Below are 19,553 nucleotides of genomic sequence, written 5' to 3'. Positions count from 1 at the left end.
AATTCCTCTAGGTTTAGATATCATCATACGCTTTGTCCTCCCATATGCTCAAGCAAGAAATTGGTAACTTGCTGCATTGGTTTACGTAATCGCTCCACATCTTTCATGATATACCCGGCAGTTACATCATTATTCATTTTATGATTAAGAAGTCGCTTTAATGCGTAAGCTGGAAGATCAAGACTATCGGCTATAGTAGCAAAAGTTCTTCGAAGATCATGGAGAGTGAAAGGTACCTCTGATAACTCCACTACCCTATTCACCGCCTTTTTAGGCTCATAGATATAACCTGTTTTACTTTCAGCTGGGAATACAAACTCACTCGTTTTATTCCGGCTCCTGCGTTCCATTAACTCAAAGACAAAATCAGACATAGGTAGTGTGTGGATTTCGTGGTTTTTGGTGTCTTGCAAAGTAATAGTTTTTGATTTGAGATCCACATCTTCCCAGCGCAAAGATGCAGCTTCCATTTTTCGCATGCCGGTAAACAAAAGCAATAAAAAATAATCATGCCATAATAAGGCATTACGGTAGTTATCGGTCTCTACCAGTACAATAACTGCTTTATACCAGTCAGCTAATTGATGGGGTTTGATGACTGTTTGTTTTCGATCTACTCGATACCATGCCCGGGTATGCGAGAGATATTTGACTGGGTTAATAGTAATAATTGGATGTCCGTTACCATCTTGATATTCATACATGGCGTAATTAAAAATGGCTCTTAATACTCTCATGGCATTATTAGCACGAGCTTTACTATTTGCGTGGCCATGTTTGGTATGCCGTTTGGCAATCATCTCGCGGGTAATATTTACCAGAGGTTTATCAAGCCAGTCAGGTACGACCTCATGCAGCACACATTGATAATCGTTTAAGGTACGTGGCTTTAAATCTTTTCTTGCTTTTAAGTAATCATTCAGCACTTGTTGTAAGGTCATGGCATGAACTTTCTTGGTTTTCTTTTCAGCAATGGGATCATCACCTCTGGCCACACTACCCAAAAGACTCTTGGCCTGCTTTCTGGCTTCTTCAACTGTCAAGTTGCCGTATTTGCCTAAAGTGACTCTTTTAACCTTACCATTGATTCTGGTTTCAACAATGAAACTTTTGACGCCACCTGAGGTAATTCTCAAAGCAAAGCCTTTTAAATCATTATCACGATAAAACGTTTGGGTTTTACCGGGGATATGTTCGAGTTTATCAACGATGGTTTTGGTTAATTTAATACCCTTTTCAGCTTCCGCCATAATACACCTCTAAAATCCCATGTAGACGCCATGTAGACACTTTATTTAAAACTAAATAAATTTCAATATGGCAAATTATGGCTTATAAACGTTGATTTTAAAAGGTTTTTAAAGAATTTAAAATTTGATAAAACGTGCTAAAACCCGTATTTTACAGACTAATAATCCGTTGGTCCTAGGTTCAAGTCCTAGTGGGCCCACCAATAAAATCAAGTAGTTACGAGTATTTCGAATAAATTTAAGACCTCTGAGGGGCACTGATGGGGCACTCACAGATAACAACTAGCAACAACAGCAATTCAATTCTTTAGTCTTAAGGTTGTAATGCACTTTCACTCTAAATGCAAAAAAATTAGTACCTTATTAAGGTTTCTCCCTCTAATCTCAACCGTTTTTTTAAGTTTGTCCGGCATTGTTGCAATTAGCCAAGGACTTCTTTTTCCAATGGATAACTTTGATTCATTTACATGCAGCGCTGCTTTTTTTGCTGCCTCAGCAATCACATACCAGGCTTATAGAAATAATAAAAATGATATTCTATCCACCTCAAGATTTTATCTAGACAAATATAAGGAAACATCAGTATCAATAGTTGATTATTTAAAATCTGATAAACCCGCACGCCGCGTTTGCTGGGTTACTGCAGCAAAAATCACTGAAATGCTTATACCATTAGAAGAAAAAATTAGTACACTTGCAGATAAGGAGCTATTAAAAATTTATAAACGATACCTTGCGCATGATCTCTATGAATTTATTAGTACTAAATCTCCTTTGTATTTTACAGGAAGAGACAATGCTTCATCCTTTGATAAAGCCCTGGTAAGACCTCCAATAGTTGCAACCCCCGGTCTAATACCAAAGGTTAAACCTTTAGATTATGTAGCTGAATCGAGTATTAAAACTCTCTTAAATTTAATGAATTTATTGTGGGAAGACGAAGCGAGCTATAAATACAGTAATGAAGAAGAATATAATAATATTATTCGCCTTAACTATCCCAATATAGCTGAACATCAATGGGGTCAGCATCAATGGGGTCAGGCCTTGAATTATGAATTGTACCGGTTTTTTATTAGCAAGTGGTTGTAATTCAAAATTCAAGGCCTGACCCCACGGTTGTGCAGCTGAAGAATAGTGAGTTGTAATCCTTCCTGAACGATGCCCAAGTAAATCTTGCCTGTCTGTGTATTCCGGAATGAAATGATCACCAACTCCAGCCGTATTTAATCGTAGATTCTGGAAACACTTGATCAGTGATTATGGCGTTACTTGATCACCAATTCCGGAGCATTTTATCAGTGATTCCGTTAATAGAATACTCGTCTTGTGACCCAAGGTGAGATCATCGAGAGACTATTAAGTATTCGAAAAACTCAAGGTGTATTTCGACAGCATGAACAAGAGCTTAGTAACCGTGATGTTGGGCGAAGCCTCAATATCAGTTCGGGAACTGTATCTAATTTATATGCTCTTCTCTCAAGTATCTGATAAAAAAGAATATTACTACACAAGACATCTCCCTACTCTATTTGGAGTATCAAAATGTGGTCGTTTAATGAGAGCCTAAAAAATTAATCAATCGTGCTGATTAATTGATTTTTGTGTAATATTTTTATACAATACCAGTCCGTGTAATTATGGATAATTCATTATGCCGCCAAACCTCATTTCTATTTTCCCTCACGACTTTCTTCATAAACTGATTAATTTTCCTAAAGAAACCTTAACAAACCTTTTTAAACTATGCCAACAATCTGCGCAACTGTTTATAAACAAAGAACTGTATGCCCTTGATCCTCTGGTTTGTGAGAATGCGTGTCATATCAGAGCATTTACTCTATGGCATATGGTTCATAAGTACCAAAAAAACAATAATTGGCATCAATGGGAAGTACTTATCCAAACCATAGAAGAACTTATAGAAAAAATTAATACATTACCTCCTATTAGCGAACATACCAAGCAAACGATTGAAGACTATCTTCAAGAGAACCATCTCTATACCGAGCTAGATGAGGCGTTTCTTTTTGATATTAAATTTGTTTTTTTGTCACATGTGCTGACATTAACTAAAAAGCAATTCCCATCTACCTCTTTTATGCTTCATGAAAAAACATGTCTGGAAGCATTGAATACTCTGGGTCTGGTCCATAATAAAATCAAATCACTGGTTTCCAGTGCTCAAAAAGAACTCTCTGCGATGTCATGCCATTTTATTCAAAAGAAAAGCCAACTTTCTAGCAATACGATTCTAAATCAACTGCTTGTAACTCGTTATGATGATCACAAACGAAGCTACCTCCCGCAATATGCAACAGCCAAAGTCATTCTTTTAAGTGCATTACAAGATAATACTCCAGTTATCATCAAGCTCTCTCGATATGTGCAGCATCATTATCATGATGAACTTATTTTAGGCTTCATGCCCTCATTTGATAAAAAGGAGTTTTGTTTTACCACACAAATCAACGCTCAATTTGAAACTGCTATTATTTGCGAAGGAGTTATTGATTACTCAAAAACAGCAGAAGCCCCCTCAACACTCCTAAATCGTTTAAGCCGATACTCATTGATGCAAATACTTTTGGCTAATTTTGCTGCTCACCCTCAATTTTCAGGTAATTTAAGACACACTCCTTGCATTTACAAAGAAGCACTCCAGAGCACCAGTGACTTAAAACCTCATATAGCACAAGAGTGGGAAGAGTTTAATCAACATGCTTATTTTGCCAAAAAGGAAGGATGCACTTTGGAAAATCCCAGTCTTTTATTTCTAAATCACGTTTTTTGTGATTCAGTCATTAATTATCAGCTTCATAATTTATCTATAAGGATTCCGGAAGAAATGTTACTGGATGAAAATGAACTATAATTTACTCATTGTTAATACAGGCAATTCTATAATAAAAATGGCCAAAACACCCAATATTCCGCACCATCAATGGGGTCAGGCCTTGAATTGTGAATTGTACCGGTTTTTTATTGGCAAGTGGTTGTAATTCAAAATTCAAGGCCTGACCCTACGGGTGATGACCCCACGGGTGCTTAATATAGTATTAATTAAAAAAATCAGCGAATTAGACCAGTAATGATAAGAGGAGCCCACTTGCCCCTCTTCTGTCCCGATGTTTTTTACCTGATCATAGAAATCTATTCTCATTCCATTTTAAACGAACTTATATTCCATATTAGCCGAACCTTTAATCCATAATGGACAAATTTTTGAGACTGAACATGACTTTTTTGTTATTCCCTCAAAAATTTACCGCGGTAACAGTAATTTTCAAGAATTTTTAATAAATAAATTTAGGTAAAATCAGGAAATCAATCAAATTTACCGCCATAGCAGTAATTTATAGCTAATTAATGCAAAAAAATGCAATTATAAATTTATTTCTATCGTTTTTACTGCTATAACAGTAATATATGATTAATTTATGGTGTTCCATGCCCACAAACGAGATTGCCAATTTAGTCCATTACTACCGAAAGCAAAGCGGCTTATCGCAGCAAGAATTAGCACGGTTAGCGGGTGTCGGTAAGACGGTTATCTATGATATTGAAAAAGGGAAAGAATCGGTGCGCTTGAACACCTTGCTAAAAGTGTTCGATGTTTTAAATATCCAAATGAAATTTGAAACGCCTTTTCCTCAAACAACGGATCATAGTATATGAGAAAAGCATACGTATCAGTGAATGGTATTAAAGCTGGAATATTAGAAGAATTACAAGCTGGAGTATATCAATTTACTTACTTTGATGATTATCAGGGCGCGCCTGTTTCACTCACTATGCCGTTGAACAATAAGATCTATGATTTTGACGTATTTCCACCCTTTTTTGAAGGATTGCTTCCTGAAGGAATTATGCTTGAAGCACTATTACGTAAATATAAAATTGACAAAAATGACTATTTTGCTCAGTTGATACTAGTTGGCCAAGATGTTGTAGGCGCAGTGACTATTGAGGAAATAAGATGAAACACTGCCCTATTACTTATGAAAAGATTAGTGACAAAGAAAACTATTCGCAACATGGATTGCATTTGCTTTCTCCTCAATTAAAAAACCTTAGTCCTATAGATTTAAGTGCTGATGAACAGCGTCAGGAAGCAATTGCTCGAGTAGGAAAGATGTCTGTTCAAGGCGTCCAAAAGAAACTAAGCGCAAAACTAAAGATTAAAGAAGGTCGTTTTGAAATTGTTGATCAAAAGGGTCAATATATTTTAAAACCACAAAGCGATATTTATCCGGAATTGCCTGAAAATGAAGCCATTACTATGACCCTTGCAAAGACCATTGGCCTTGAAGTTCCGATTCATGGTTTGGTTTATTCCAAAGACAACAGTTTGACCTACTTCATTAAACGCTTTGATCGAATAGGCCATAAAAAAAAGTTAGCTTTAGAAGATTTTGCACAGCTATCGGGTGAAGATCGACATACAAAATATAAAAGCTCTATGGAAAAAGTGATTTCAGTTATAGAACAGTTTTGTACATTCCCAAAAATTGAATTCGTGAAATTATTTAAATTGACGTTGTTTAACTTTCTGATCGGCAATGAAGACATGCATCTAAAAAATTTTTCATTAATTACTAAGGATAGAAAAATTTCCATATCACCAGCATATGATTTACTTAACTCAACTATCGCTCAAAAAAATACCAAAGAAGAACTGGCTTTACCTCTAAAAGGAAAAAAAAATAATTTAACAAAGAGTGATTTTCTTAAATATTTTGCCATTGAACAATTAGGATTAAACCAGAACGTGATCGATGGAATAGTACAAGAGTTCCATCAGGTAATACCAAAATGGCAAGAGCTGATCGGTTTCAGTTTTTTATCTCAACCAATGCAGGAAAAGTATCTCGAATTACTAGAGCAACGGTGCAAGAGATTAAATTTTTTTGATTAACAAATATCCGCCGTCTCCATCATATGCTTAAGTATAGAATTAGCGACTTGTTGCATGGGTTTTCTTAATTGCTCAACGTCTTTTATGATGCTTCTGAGTTAACCGTAATAACCCCAACATCTGAATCTAAAGAACCTCGAATATAAGATCGTTCAGAAGTTTCAGCAAAACATAAAAAAAGTAATAATCATAAGTAAAACCAAGGTTAAAATACCTGTTATTTGATAATTTAACGGAACATTAATTCGGAAAGTACCTAAGTTTCTATTGAGGCGCTTATCCATCACTTCTTTTCTAAATAAGGTGGATTGTTTTTCCATAAAATTATTATCCCCAATTAAGAATTTTTTAGGTTATTATTTTCTAAATCAATCCATTGTTGCCAACGTTGGAAATCATGCTCAGAATAGTTCTGATGGCTTATTTCTTTAAGAATAAGAAAAGCATAATCATGATTATTAGGTTGCTTTAATTTTAATAAATTAATTAAAGTATTTCCGGACTCCTTTATTACTAATCGATGGATGGATTTGTCCTTGCGAACCATGTCCCACAAAACATAAGCGGCTTTATTTCTATCAGTAACATAGGGATAATTTAGTGCCAGTAGAATATTATGTATATCCAAACCATGGATATCATATTTTGACAAAATAGCTCCTAATACTCTCATAGAATTATTTCTTACCAGTTCACTAGGATCATTAGTTAGGCTTATCATCAGCTGAGTAATTTCATGATAATCATCGGTATTTGCCAGAATGAAAATCGCTTGCCCTCTCTCTTCATCATTATTACTGTATTTAATGATATCGATAAGCTGATCTTTGTATTTTGATGACCCGGCTTTTAATTCAGGTGCATCATTTTTCAGCTCTTCTTTGTCAAAGCCCCATGTACAATGAATAAAAGGACATGATCGTACTTTCATATCAAATTTGTTTTGATTCATTAAAATTATGGTTCGATTAATATAATTGTTCCATATTTGAAATAATTTTTTTAAGGCCTCAGATTTTTTTATAGTTTTTTTCTCATGCTGAATAGGTGATTTTGGAAGTCGACTGGCGTCATTTTTTTGAACTATATCAAGTGTTGAATAAGTGGTTTGATTTTGCGGATAAGTGATTGTTGAAATGCCAACTACACTAAAATCTCCAAGTGTATTCACTTTCTTAATAATTGACGTTTCAATTTCATGTCTTTTGATAATTCGTTTATCTACTTTTAAAGATAATTTGATTTGTTGACTTAAATGATCATACTCACTAATTTCCTCCTTACACTTTGAAAAAATTTGTTCCTGTAACTCTGGGCCAACTCCATAAATATCAAAATTATTAGGGGTTGCATTTAAATTGCCCAATATAAAAATCAGGCTTGATAATAACAGCACAAGTTTTTTCATATTAGGCAACTCTTTTAATTTGATTTAAATACATATGTTTTGCCATATTCTCATTAACAATTTTAAATGCCTTCTGGTCTAAGTCACCAGCGGATATGGATTTAGAGTGTTTTTTCCATGTGAAATCAGTTTTTTACCAAGACCACACAGAAGGATTGAATCATTTTCCCTCAAACGGTAGTTATTAATAGCTACCTTCAAAATTTTCACTGATGATATTATATATTTTTCTCGTCATTATGATCTACTTTCAATCATACATGACGAACTAAAATAGAGAATGAAATTTCAAATAGATAACTGTATCATGCAATTTTTTAAAATTTCGCACTTCTCAAAGACACGTTATTGATAAGATCATGAAAAAATTTATTATTTTTATTTCCTTAATATGCATTGTAGTCATCATTCTTTTAATGTTAAAGCCGAACCGATGGGATGCATATTTTCAAAAAAAACTAAACGATGCTCCCAGAGAATTTATTGTAAATTCATTAAAATCTATTCCTAACCCAAGCTCTAATGCCACTGCAATAGATTTTGGAGCAGGTGTTGGCCATGAAACTCTATTATTGCTTCAAAAAGGTTATAAAGTATTAGCAATAGATAATCAAAAGTCTGCTTTGAACATTTTACTCAATAGAACAGATATCAAGCCATATCAAAATCAATTACAAACATATGAATCATCATTTGAAAAACTGAATTTAAAAAATACTCCCAAATCTGAAATCGTCATAGCCAGCTTCGCATTAGCCTTTTGCAAGCCAAAGCAATTTAAACAATTTTGGCAACAAGTCACTAAACACATAAAACCAGGTGGCTATTTTATCGGAAACACCTTTGATCCCGGTTTTACTGCATTTGATAAAAAAGATCGTGACAATATGACCTTTCATACGAAAAATGAAACCATAAAACTCTTTGACGATTTTGAGATCTTAACTTTAAACGAAATAAAAAAAGAAGCGACCATTTCCGGAAAATTTGACCATTACTATGAAATAGTCGCGAGAAAGAAATAAAATATTTCAATATTTTTGAGTTTAATTAGCAAGCCTGTATTAGACGAAGTCGTAATACAGGATCTCCTGAGATGGTGCGAATCAGAGATAATTGCGAGAACTAAAAGCACAAAGCAATTCAGAATACGTCATCACAGGCGCAGACAACCACATCAATGGGGTCAGGCCTTGAATTATGAATTGTACCGGTTTTTTATTAGCAAGTGGTTGTAATTCAAAATTCAAGGCCTGACCCCACGGGTTTACTAGGGCCAAAAAGCAGCCTGCCCCTCTTGATGATCTCGGAGGCAAACTGGAGAGCGTGGAGTTTGGGATAAATTGTCAACAGACTCTAAATTTAAATGTGAATCTAATTTCTTTTTTAGAATAGTCAACAATTGCATTCCAAACATCAAAATGGTTAATTCTGGCATGAAGCAGGCTATTGTAAATGATAGGAAACTATCTTGGATTACTTCTATCTTTTTAGTTTTTTTCTCGTCAGCTGTAATATTTTTACTTTCAAAAAATATTGAAAGACGAGCTAATCCATTTGAGTTATATGGCATATCTTGGATTTTTTTGAATTCTTGTTCACCGAATTTTTTCTTCAACAAATCAGCACTAGCGGTTTCTGTTTCCTCATAACGTGAAGAGTTACTTATATTAGGAAAAATATTGGCAATGTAAAACAACATAGCAAACATCGATACAAATTCAGGATCGCTACAAAATTTTACAAACATAATAATAGCATACGCTCCCGCAAGTTTAGCTTCACGAGAAGTACTGATTCTTCCGCTCCTACTCTGAAGATATCGATACCCCATCTCCATATCATTATTTTGTTTAATGGCTTGTATAGCCTCGTTTCGTATATGTGCCGCTTTTTCTTCACAAGGCATGGAATCAATAATAAAAGTTTTAGTCGGTGTAACTTTTTCTAAGGAAATCGAATTAGGCATAAGTTAATTTATCCTTTAAAGTAAGGGTATTATAAAAAAATCACTAAAAAAACAGACTCGGAACCTGTAACAAACCTGTTTTTTCTATAGATCACAATAATATGTTTAATTTTTGCACAAGCCCAAATAATATACAAGCACAAAGAGGGGACAGGGCTTGAAGTGTGAAAACAGAGAGGGGTCAGTGCATCAATGGGGTCAGGCCTTGAATTATGAATTGTACCGGTTTTTTATTAGCAAGTGGTTGTAATTCAAAATTCAAGGCCTGACCCCACGGGCTTTCTGAACTCGGGCATTCGCGTTTGAATATTACTAAAACTTATTTGGGATGATACTCAAATCAAATTAAAATATTGAGTTGCGTATTTGCTCCATTGGCTCTGTTTGTGGGAAATTTTGTTTTTTTTTCTCATCAAGATCTTGATATAAACCAGGGCAAAAAACCAACTGCCTATCATCTATATGAAACCGAATAAACACAAGCAATAATAAGCCTGCAATACAAAACCATATCAATTGCGAAGATCCTGAATAAGTTAATAAAGATCTTGAAACTGTATTCCCCTGTCCATAATGAAAATAATTAATACATAATAGAAACAGATTACAAAGAGCTAACGAAGCTATCTTATTAATTGAACGTTCTCTTTCGAACTTAACTTTTTCATAAGCATTATATATATCGATTAAAAATTTATCTTTAGCTACATGCGCGGCCTTCTGAAGCTCGTGTGCATACACATAATCAGAAGGTGTTTCATAATTTCTTTGATCAAAACCAAAAATTTTCTCCACTCCATTCCACAAAAATTGTAAATACAATTCATTAGCTAAACGGCAAAACACAGGTAATACTATTGAAGTCATAAACGAAAAAGCCACAAGAATAAATATCAATTTAAATGAGAGGCTAGCATTTTGTAATGCTGAATTGCTCATCAGTTCTAAAATTGCAGGCTGATGGAAATATAAAAAAACATTATCAACCCAAAGAACAAAAGCTACAGCTAAAAGAAAGAATTTTATCTCCGTTGCTGCATCAAGTACTGAAAAAATACCTAAATTTTTTGCCGGGTTTTGGTTTATATCACTCATTTGTATCCTTACCTTATTACTCTAATGCTAAGTATGAACGTTTAATCTTAAAAATTTAGTTCCAACCTAAATTTTACTCCCTTCTACCGTTTGCTAAAGTGAGTACATAAAACGCATCGCTCCATCAAAGGCTACTTTGGGAATATCAGAATACAAAGTACACCCAGAAGTACACCTAGCAGAATTTTTGATTTTTAAAGGAGTTTGCTAAGAAGATTCAACTAACTGATTTTAAAGGGGATATACTGGTCGGGACGGAAGGATTTGAACCTTCGACCACTAGCACCCCATGCTAGTACGCTACCAGGCTGCGCTACGCCCCGATTGGTAGGGAATGATATCTAAGTTGGGTTCAAATAACAAGGGTTTTGGACTGGATTGTATTGATTGAGGAACAAGTACAGAACATTGAGAATAAATTGTTCCCCTTTTCTCCTACTGAATTCCATTAGGATCACTGGTTAACCTGCAAAACAGGTTCATCATAGCGATTTGCTCAATACTATTAGGCACTGTTTCCAGCAAGGCTGGCGAATACACGACCACAACCAGGCATTGCGCTCTTGATATTGCTACATTCAAGCGGTGTTTATCGAATAGAAAATTTAAACCACGCGGCGATTCATTTGCGCTACTGGCACACATACTTAAAAATACTACAGGTGCTTCCTGACCCTGAAATTTATCAACACTACCCACTTTTGCCTGTTCGCCCAAAGCCGCTTTCAGTTTATTCACCTGATGGTTGTAAGGGCTCACATAAAGAATATCGTCCCAGCCGAGTATCCTTTCTTGTCCGTCATGGGTGTAAAACGTTCGTCCCAGTAAATCCCTGGTTAATAATACTATTTGCTCCACTTCTTCATCACTGGCCTGAGTATTCCCTTCATGAAACACTGGAATGGTGACAATACCGGCTTCTTTATTCAAAGGACCTTGATAATGATCCGGTATCTGGATTCGTTGCTTGTCATTTTCTGGTGCTGTTTCAAGTTTGCCTTCATAAATAGCTTCACTGATAAAGTGATTCACAGCGGGATGCATGCGATAAGTAGTACCAAGAAATACCCCCATGCTATCAGCAATTGTAGGGGTATCATGTAATAAATAATCCAAAATGGATAAGCCGCTGTCTTCAGGATGGCTTCCTTGAGAGGGTTGCCCCAGTTGCATTTGGTCGCCCATTAAAATAATGTTGCTTGTTGATCGGCTCATAGCAATTAAATTAGCGACACTGACCTGACCTGCTTCATCAATAAAAAGATAATCGAAGGCTCCCTCCAGTTCGTTTCGGGACAAACCCCATGCAGTAGACCCGACAACACAACCTGGCCTGATAAATTCACTGATGTTTTTAGTTTCCAAGACATCGATATTGAGTGCGTCAATGGCGCCATCTGTATTACGTGTACACGCGAAATGCCCCTTGATCCCTTCCTTCTGACAGTAGGCGGCTGCACTGATCAATAAATTATTAATCGCTTTGTGACTGTTCGATGAAATGGCAATTTTTTTCCCTTTCTGAATCAACTCGGCAATCAGATGTTTTCCCGTATAGGTTTTACCCGCACCAGGCGGTCCCTGAATGGTAAGATAGCTGTTGTCCAGATGAGTAACCGCCTTTATCATTTGTTGCATACGCTCCTGCGGGTTATGGCTTGGCGCTATGGGTTGACCTGAGGTGTGGTATTGAATTCGGGGCGTTGTTCTGGCAAGAAAATCAATCAAGGCTGACTGCGACAGAGTTCCCTTTAAAAAATCCTGAGCCTGTTTGGCAATTGCTGCAGGTATGGGAGCTGGATTTACATATTCATCGGGAATTAAGGTTATCGATTCCTTTATCTCGCTTCTGAGTTGCAACGCAATTAAACCGTGTTCCAAATCACTATCGGTTGCATAGTGAGAGGCTTTTACAGATTTTCCGTCTTCATATTCCTTTCCCAACACATAGTATTGATTCGCACCTCCCTTAAATTCCTGATCCGGATCAAATGAATATTCATAAACCAGATTACGCACAGAAGGTTTGGGTTTATATCCCGGTTTTTCAGTGCGCTGACAACAGGCCAGGCAATCAATATCATGAAGAAGTTCTTCCTCACTCAATCCCTTCCTATCAAACATACGCCAAAAAACTGGCTTGTTTTCCCGTCGATGAAACTCTAAAGACCAGGCGAGAACTGTATGAATCCTTGCCTGGTCATTCTTGCCTTCATGAGCTAATTGTTCCGCCTGACTCAGCAAAGCATCGCGTAATTTTATCGTTTCGGAAATTTCTTCTGTAAGTTCATTTTCGATAAGTTGAGTTTTACCCAGATAATTAATTCCCAAATGGGTTTGTTGGATTCTGAGCCAAACCGCCAGTTCATGTGTTGAATTGCAGTCATCGATATTGTATTCACGAATGTCGTTCAATATTTTTGAGGTTTGCCAGGTGTCCCCATCCGGGTGTTCCCGCCAACGCTCATAAACGACAACCGAGTCACCGCCAGAACCTACTTCGGTATCTCGTTTACCTCGATATAAATGCTCCACATTTTTAATGGAATAGCGTGGCTCGCCAATAATTAATGAGCCTTTTACTACTTTATACAAATCAACAAAAACCTCATTACGTAAAAGTTGATCTACTTCAAACTCGCACACACCGTATTTACCCATTAATTTCCGACAAGCGGACACTTCGTAAGGAGCATAATGATAAATATGCATGGAGGGATCATCGAGCCAACGTTGATAGGCCCATTGAATAAAAGCTTGAAAACTCTCTTTTTCCTGTTCGTGATGGTGTGCCCAAAAGTCGGTATATTGCCGCTTGCCCTGCTCATCAAACCAAACCACTCCCCATAAATATTCCAGACCGCCTTCTTCCAAAGGGAACCCTTCCAAATCAAAAAAAATATCGCTTCGTGAGGCTGGAGGCAATAAAGCCAATCCCTGTTTTTTTCCTGGTTCCAGTGGGATGAATTGAAATTCAGGTACGGGTTTACCCTCGCTTTCTTTTTGAATTCTGGCTTGTAGTTTCAACCGCTCTAAAATATCGGGCTTGATGCCTTTAACTCTATCCAATTGAGTATTGGCTAAAGCAGTCATACTGGTTATTCCTGCCTTGGTCAAATTCTTGATTTGCCCGGAAGTAATGGTCGCCACTTGAATCAGGTGATCTGCCTTTTTTAACAAGTGCTCAGCATGAGTACCCCATCGCCCCCAACTTTTAGATGCTGCCGGATCAGGGCAATTACTCGTAGTAAATTGCTGGTGAGCGATTAGAAATTGTTCCTTTAGTTGTTGATAAAAATAATAATAATCTGCCATCCTGAACCGTTTGAATTCCTTAGAGCCTAAAATAACCGTAATGTACTCAGGTTTTCTGTCCTGAAGGACTTCAAGCATTTCAGCATAGCAACAGAGTTGAATCAAAAATGATGGTTTGGCCGATTGCGACAATTTGCTATCGTACAATTCATAATGATAATCACCAAACCGACTCGCCCCTTCTGTTTTGATAAGAAAATCCGCATAACCTTTAAAAGGAAGCAATTCTAACCGTGGCTGATAAATCACATCGAATCCCTTTATCATTGCCTCACGTGTATCTTTAAACGGGCCTTCGCTATGCTGTAGATTCGCAATGGTTAGGCCCTGTCTCTGGAATTCTGCCAACACCTCCAGTTCATGTTGATTTCCCAAGTCCTGTAACACCGCGCCAAGAGCATCACCTTCATCTGGAGCAGGAAGTAATTCGGGATTAGTCATGGCCAAATGCTCCATCCACGAAGAAAAGGGGCTTTCCATGAATTGAGTTAAATCTGAAGGAGAAAAGATAAGCTGGCTGGATTCAATATACATTTTTAAAATAAACTGTTATGAAATGTTATGATTCTAGGTTCAAATCAGTTAAAGAGATAGCGGTTGAATCTAGCCGATTCGAAGAACAAAGACAATGAAAGAATGTATACCATTTGAAGATTTATAATTGGTAGTCGCTGCGCGACTACCAAGTTCTATTATTTCTCCAGGCGCTAAAAGGTCTTCGCAATCGCAAGCAGTGTCGCAAACGTTCACCTGAATGAGCGCGCTTTTGCGCGCAAGTATTTTACCCCCCTCACCCTAAACCCTCTCTCCCACGCTACGCGCGGTGGAGAGGGGATTTGATCGAAATAAGCTTATTTTCCCCAGACATTAATGCATTACATTCGGGATGACGTTACTTTGAACTCTTCAGGCCATAGGACAGCAGAACCATTGGTTGTAGAAAAATAGGTACTATTCAGTTCTGCACTGGATTAAACTAATGAACTTTGCAGGAGCCTCTAATGCGACTACCCAAATGTTCTGTTTTTATTGCCACAAGTCTTGATGGCTATATTGCCAGAGATGATGGTTCTATTGATTGGTTAATGAAATCCCATGAACTGGTGCCTCAGGGCGAGGATTGTGGCTACAAACAGTTTATTGCCACTGTAGATACGCTGATTATGGGACGGGCATCTTATGAAAAAATCAGGACTTTTGAAGAATGGCCCTATGGGACATTACCCGTGATTGTAATGAGCAGTCAGAATATTCAAATTCCTGAATCCTTACACTCTCATGTCTCTGTAACCTCCGAACAACCCGAAGCATTAATCGAGCAACTTCGTACACAGGGAGTCAAACATGTCTACATTGATGGAGGGGTTACCATACAGGGCTTTTTAGCTCAAAACCTGATTGATGAATTAACCATTACCTACATTCCGGTACTAATCGGTTCTGGACGCCCTTTATTTGGCGCACTTAAAGAAGACATTCACTTGCAATTGCTTGAAACGAAGACTTTTGGAAATAATATAGTGCAGGTCAAATACAGCATAAACAACTAAAACACAAAAGCCTCTCTAACATCAGTTAAAGAGGCGTTAGCATGAATAAAAAAAATGAATATTTTTTATAGGGAATTTTTTATTCTTTGCGCTTCAAACTTGGAATGTGATATTTGAATGTATCTGTTGCAGTTATTCAACTCAGCATACTGTAAATTAAAGACTGCATTATCGAGTTCTTTTTTTGCAGCTGAATAGACATCCTCTACTATCCAATCTCCAGCATTTTCAATGTATATGGATGCCATCGCAAGTTTTTCTTCGCATGCTCTTTTTTCCTGGCTTGAAACTAAAGAAGCAACAGACTGCGCCAGGTCACGACATTTTTGAGCTAAAACCTCTTTACTATCCAAGCTATTACTCGAATGTGCATTTAAAGCCAAAACAGACAGGCTTAAAATTAAAACTCCTTTTAATCGATTAATCATATAAACTCCTGTAATTTTCTGAATAAAACCGTTACTAACATTGCATTTCCCTAAACAACTAATGGTAAATCCAGAAGACAATCCTGTCTCAAATCTCAGAAATCGAGTACTTAATAGCAGAGCTTGTGTATAAAAAACTCTGAACGCTCTTCCGTCCAGTGACAGAAGAACGTGAATCGAACAATTACTTATTTAGCAATTAACTCATGGTAACCAGACCTGCTCCGAAAAAGCAGAGCCTTGTTAACCAAAAGCGTTAATTCCTGTTATGTGTCTTCCCATGACCAGGGTATGAACATTATCAGTACCCTCATAAGTAAAGACCGATTCCAAATTAAGCATATGTCTAATGACATGATACTCAAGACTAATTCCATTTCCGCCCATTAGATTCCTACATTTTCGTGAAATTTTCAATGCCTCACGACAAGCATTCCCTTTAGCCAATGAAATCATCGTCGGTGTTTCCCGATGTTGATCTTTCAAGCGGCCAATCTGTAAATTAAGGCATTGTGCTTTGATAATCTCGGTGTACATTTCTGCCAAATCTTTCTGAATTAATTGAAAGGAAGCCAAGGGTTTATCAAATTGCTTACGTTCCAGCACGTAATCACGCACCAGATCAAAACACGCCATAGCAGCCCCCATCGCACCCCAGGCAATTCCATAACGCGCCTGACTCAAACAGCTCAAAGCAGCGCCTAAACCTTTCTCCGTTCCAGGAAGAAGATTTTCATCAGGAACAAAAACTTGATCAAAAACCAGCTCACCGGTTATGGAAGCACGTAATGACATTTTCAATTTAATTTCTGGACAACTCATTCCCTTGGATCGCGTATCAACAATAAATCCTCTGATTCCTGATTCGGTTTTAGCCCAGACTATTGCAATATCAGCTATAGGAGCATTGGTAATCCACATTTTTGCTCCATTTAAAATCCAGCCGCCGTCTACTTTTTTAGCATGGGTACGCATACTTGCCGGATCGGAGCCGGAATCAGGTTCTGTCAAGCCAAAACAGCCAATCACTTCTCCAGCTGCCATTGCCGGCAAATAACGCATTTTTTGTTCTTCATTACCAAATTTGAAAATTGGATACATGCATAAAGAACTTTGTACGGAAACAAAACTGCGCAAGCCACTATCGCCCCGCTCTAACTCCTGGCATACCAATCCATACGCTACATAAGATGCTTCTGATCCACCGTATTGCGTGGGTAAAGTTAAACCCAATAAACCCAGCTCAGCGGATTGTTTTATTAATTGACGCGGAAAATGAGCATGTTCAAAAGATTCAGCCATCAATGGAATTACATCATTGCTGACAAAACGCGCAACGCTATCACGTATCATGCGCTCATCATCATGCAATTGTTCATCAAGAAATAACAAGTCGTCCACTTTCCTTCTCCCTTTTATCTGACTGTAATGCGATTACCGCTTCTACGATACTTTCCTGACTGGGTAATAAATACTGCCAGGCTGTTCCTAATGGAATAAAACAATCCTTACCGGTGAGACGTTTTATTTTCAAACCTGATGGGGCCTCTTCCATTAATAATGTCACTAATCCTTCACTAATTGATCCGCTTTGTCTACCTTCATCGACAATTAAAACACGTTTTGCATGAGCCACTTCATTTAATATGGCTTCTTTGGGCAACGGGCTAAGCCAGCGCAAATCGACAATTTTAACCTTGATTCCGTGATGCTCACGTAATACTTTTTCTGCCTGGCGCGATAAATAATATCCATTTCCATAAGTTAAAATCACCGTATCGCCTTCACCGTAAACTCCCACGCTGCCTTGAGGAATCAGTTCATTCGGAGCAGGATAATCAAATAGCCAGCCATTATCCCCTGGGCTGTGTAAATCCTTAGTCATGTATAAGGCAATAGGCTCTAAAAACACGACTACGCGTCCTTCCTGATGCGCCAGACGCATGCAGGTTCGTAACATTCGCGCAGCATCCGGGCCATTTGATGGGCAGGCGACAATAACACCGGGTAAATCGCGCAATACGGCAATGGAGTTATCATTATGAAAATGTCCTCCAAATCCTTTTTGATAGGCCAGTGAAGCGATTCGCAACACCATGGGGTTTTTATATAAGCCACTGGAAAAAAACGAGAGGGTAGACGCTTCACCCCGTAATTGATCTTCCGCATTATGTAAATAGGCTAAAAACTGGATTTCAGGTACCGGGATGAACCCATTATGGGCCAAGCCAATCGCGGTTCCCAAAATAGTTGTTTCATCCAAAATCGTATCAAAAACTCTGCGTTGACCAAAACGAGCCTGAAGATCTGCTGTAACGCGATAGACTCCGCCTTTTTTCCCCACATCTTCACCAAAGATCAGCATATTCGGGTATTGCAGCATCAAATCAGTCAACGCAAAGTTAATCTGTTGACACATATTGCGCTTTAAGGACAACTGACTGTAAGCCGCAGCGAATGCCTTGATGCGCTTGGCTTCGTCCGGAAGATCAGACCCTTTCTGTTGCTCTACTTTGGGAATGATTGAAGCCATCACTTCTTCAGCACTGTTCATTCGAGGCTCTCTGATTGCTTCTACCGCTTTAGCTTCGATAAGGTCTTTATTATCCTGATACAGATCAACCATCGCTTGAAGGGTCATCCAGCCCTCACGATAAAGAATACCGGCAGTATGCAGCAAAGGATCATTAGCCTCCCTGCGTTCAATTTCGCTTTGAGTGGCGTATTGAGATTCAATATCAGAACCGGCATGCCCCAACAATCGAACACAACGCATGTGCAAAAACACCGGTTGTTTTCTTGTTCGCGCCAAATATTCTGCTTCCTGAGCTTTCGCATAGGTATCGGCAATGTTCAAGCCATCACAACTGATGTAATGAAGTCCGGGTCTAGAGCTAATTGAAGTCTCTATCCAGTTAGCTGGAGTGGGAACCGAAATGCCAATGCCATTGTCTTCGCAAATAAAGACTATGGGCAAGGGGTAATTTTGTTGAGCAATCCAGGAACAGGCATTCAAGGTTGTCTGAGTGGATGCATGATTGGCCGAGGCATCACCAAAGGAGCAAACAATCACTGAATCCACCCCCAGATTGCCTTTTATACCCAGCTCTTTTGCGCGGGTTATGGATAAAGCCGCACCCAGTGCTTTAGGTAAATGAGAGGCTATTGTGGATGTTTGCGGGGGAATATTTAATGGAAGGCTGCCAAATACCTTGTGTCGACCACCAGAGATAGGATCGCATGCTGCAGCGACCAAAGACAGAAGAATGTCTTTTACACCATCTGTGCCCTGAAGTTGCTTTGCCCTTTGCAAGTAGAAAGCGCCACTTCGATAATGCAAAAAAGCCATATCAGTGTGTTTAAATACCTGCCCCATTACGGCATTACCCTCATGCCCACTGCTGCCTATGGTATAAAACGACAACCCTTTTTCTTTTAATTGCCTGGCAATTAAATCAAGTAATCGGGATTTAATTTGCGAATCAAAAAGCTCTATGGCAGTTTTTTTATCCAGCTCTGCCATTTCTGGACTCATGGAACTTTGGGGTTCCGGGAAATCTCCTTGCATTACTCGCTTAATAAACTGCTCATCAACTACACTGGCTCTATCTAACATCACC

16 protein-coding genes and 1 tRNA gene are annotated in these 19,553 nt (G+C 38.0%); 8 read left to right on the top strand and 9 right to left on the bottom strand.

What is annotated here, in order from left to right:
* Positions 1 to 23: 23 nt before the first annotated feature.
* Entirely contained in the window at positions 24 to 1,250 is a 1,227-nt protein-coding gene (locus G543_RS0103035) for a tyrosine-type recombinase/integrase (protein ID WP_028383219.1), read from the bottom strand.
* A 444-nt stretch (positions 1,251 to 1,694) separates the two neighbouring features.
* On the opposite strand from G543_RS0103035, the gene G543_RS0103030 reads away from it, so the two are divergent.
* The 6 genes from G543_RS0103030 (at position 1,695) to G543_RS0103005 (ending at position 6,168) form a co-directional block, all read left to right on the top strand.
* Complete coding sequence (locus tag G543_RS0103030; RefSeq protein WP_028383218.1) at positions 1,695 to 2,342, top strand: hypothetical protein; 648 nt, start codon at positions 1,695 to 1,697, stop codon at positions 2,340 to 2,342.
* 562 nt (positions 2,343 to 2,904) lie between these two features.
* The gene (locus G543_RS0103025) at positions 2,905 to 4,125 is read left to right on the top strand and encodes a hypothetical protein (protein ID WP_028383217.1); all 1,221 of its coding nucleotides are present in this window, start codon (positions 2,905 to 2,907) and stop codon (positions 4,123 to 4,125) included.
* Positions 4,115 to 4,252 carry a hypothetical protein gene (locus G543_RS18895; RefSeq protein WP_155824902.1) on the top strand — a complete coding sequence of 46 codons (138 nt, stop codon included), beginning with the start codon at positions 4,115 to 4,117 and terminating at the stop codon, positions 4,250 to 4,252. The genes G543_RS0103025 and G543_RS18895 overlap by 11 nt, the downstream gene beginning before the upstream one ends.
* 448 nt (positions 4,253 to 4,700) lie before the next feature.
* The gene (locus G543_RS0103015; protein ID WP_028383216.1) at positions 4,701 to 4,928 is read left to right on the top strand and encodes a helix-turn-helix transcriptional regulator; all 228 of its coding nucleotides are present in this window, start codon (positions 4,701 to 4,703) and stop codon (positions 4,926 to 4,928) included.
* Positions 4,925 to 5,233: a HipA N-terminal domain-containing protein gene (locus tag G543_RS0103010; RefSeq protein WP_028383215.1), complete on the top strand. Its 309-nt coding sequence runs from the start codon at positions 4,925 to 4,927 to the stop codon at positions 5,231 to 5,233. Before G543_RS0103015 ends, G543_RS0103010 begins: the two co-directional genes overlap by 4 nt.
* A complete protein-coding gene (locus G543_RS0103005; RefSeq protein WP_028383214.1) occupies positions 5,230 to 6,168 on the top strand; it encodes a lpg2370 family Dot/Icm T4SS effector in 939 nt (312 codons plus the stop codon). Before G543_RS0103010 ends, G543_RS0103005 begins: the two co-directional genes overlap by 4 nt.
* Before the next feature lie 337 nt (positions 6,169 to 6,505).
* On the opposite strand, the gene G543_RS0102995 is transcribed toward G543_RS0103005, so the two are convergent.
* Entirely contained in the window at positions 6,506 to 7,576 is a 1,071-nt protein-coding gene (locus G543_RS0102995; protein ID WP_028383213.1) for a HEAT repeat domain-containing protein, read from the bottom strand.
* A 359-nt stretch (positions 7,577 to 7,935) separates the two neighbouring features.
* On the opposite strand from G543_RS0102995, the gene G543_RS0102990 reads away from it, so the two are divergent.
* Positions 7,936 to 8,601, top strand: a complete 666-nt coding sequence (locus G543_RS0102990) for a class I SAM-dependent methyltransferase (RefSeq protein WP_028383212.1) — start codon at positions 7,936 to 7,938, stop codon at positions 8,599 to 8,601.
* A gap of 245 nt (positions 8,602 to 8,846) precedes the next feature.
* On the opposite strand, the gene G543_RS0102985 is transcribed toward G543_RS0102990, so the two are convergent.
* The 4 genes from G543_RS0102985 to G543_RS0102970 form a co-directional block, all read right to left on the bottom strand.
* Positions 8,847 to 9,545 (bottom strand): hypothetical protein, encoded by a 699-nt coding sequence (locus G543_RS0102985; RefSeq protein ID WP_028383211.1) that lies wholly within the window; start codon positions 9,543 to 9,545, stop codon positions 8,847 to 8,849.
* A gap of 345 nt (positions 9,546 to 9,890) precedes the next feature.
* Positions 9,891 to 10,640: a hypothetical protein gene (locus G543_RS0102980; RefSeq protein ID WP_028383210.1), complete on the bottom strand. Its 750-nt coding sequence runs from the start codon at positions 10,638 to 10,640 to the stop codon at positions 9,891 to 9,893.
* Positions 10,641 to 10,886: 246 nt separating this feature from the next.
* Positions 10,887 to 10,963 (bottom strand) — tRNA-Pro (locus G543_RS0102975).
* 112 nt (positions 10,964 to 11,075) lie between these two features.
* A complete protein-coding gene (locus G543_RS0102970) occupies positions 11,076 to 14,489 on the bottom strand; it encodes a TM0106 family RecB-like putative nuclease (protein ID WP_028383209.1) in 3,414 nt (1,137 codons plus the stop codon).
* 467 nt (positions 14,490 to 14,956) lie between these two features.
* On the opposite strand from G543_RS0102970, the gene G543_RS0102965 reads away from it, so the two are divergent.
* Entirely contained in the window at positions 14,957 to 15,505 is a 549-nt protein-coding gene (locus G543_RS0102965) for a dihydrofolate reductase family protein (RefSeq protein WP_028383208.1), read from the top strand.
* Positions 15,506 to 15,570: 65 nt separating this feature from the next.
* Here the strand turns inward: G543_RS0102965 and G543_RS0102960 are convergent, their stop codons facing one another.
* From G543_RS0102960 to G543_RS0102950, 3 genes are all read right to left on the bottom strand, one after another.
* On the bottom strand, positions 15,571 to 15,933 hold the full coding sequence (locus G543_RS0102960; protein ID WP_028383207.1) for a hypothetical protein: 363 nt from the start codon (positions 15,931 to 15,933) through the stop codon (positions 15,571 to 15,573).
* A 243-nt stretch (positions 15,934 to 16,176) separates the two neighbouring features.
* On the bottom strand, positions 16,177 to 17,334 hold the full coding sequence (locus G543_RS0102955) for an acyl-CoA dehydrogenase family protein (RefSeq protein ID WP_028383206.1): 1,158 nt from the start codon (positions 17,332 to 17,334) through the stop codon (positions 16,177 to 16,179).
* Positions 17,312 to 19,549 carry a dehydrogenase E1 component subunit alpha/beta gene (locus G543_RS0102950; protein WP_028383205.1) on the bottom strand — a complete coding sequence of 746 codons (2,238 nt, stop codon included), beginning with the start codon at positions 19,547 to 19,549 and terminating at the stop codon, positions 17,312 to 17,314. Before G543_RS0102950 ends, G543_RS0102955 begins: the two co-directional genes overlap by 23 nt.
* Positions 19,550 to 19,553 lie beyond the last annotated feature (4 nt).

The sequence above is a fragment of the Legionella moravica DSM 19234 genome (assembly GCF_000423305.1).
Classification (GTDB): domain Bacteria; phylum Pseudomonadota; class Gammaproteobacteria; order Legionellales; family Legionellaceae; genus Legionella; species Legionella moravica.
This window is presented reverse-complemented; position numbering and strand designations above follow the sequence as displayed.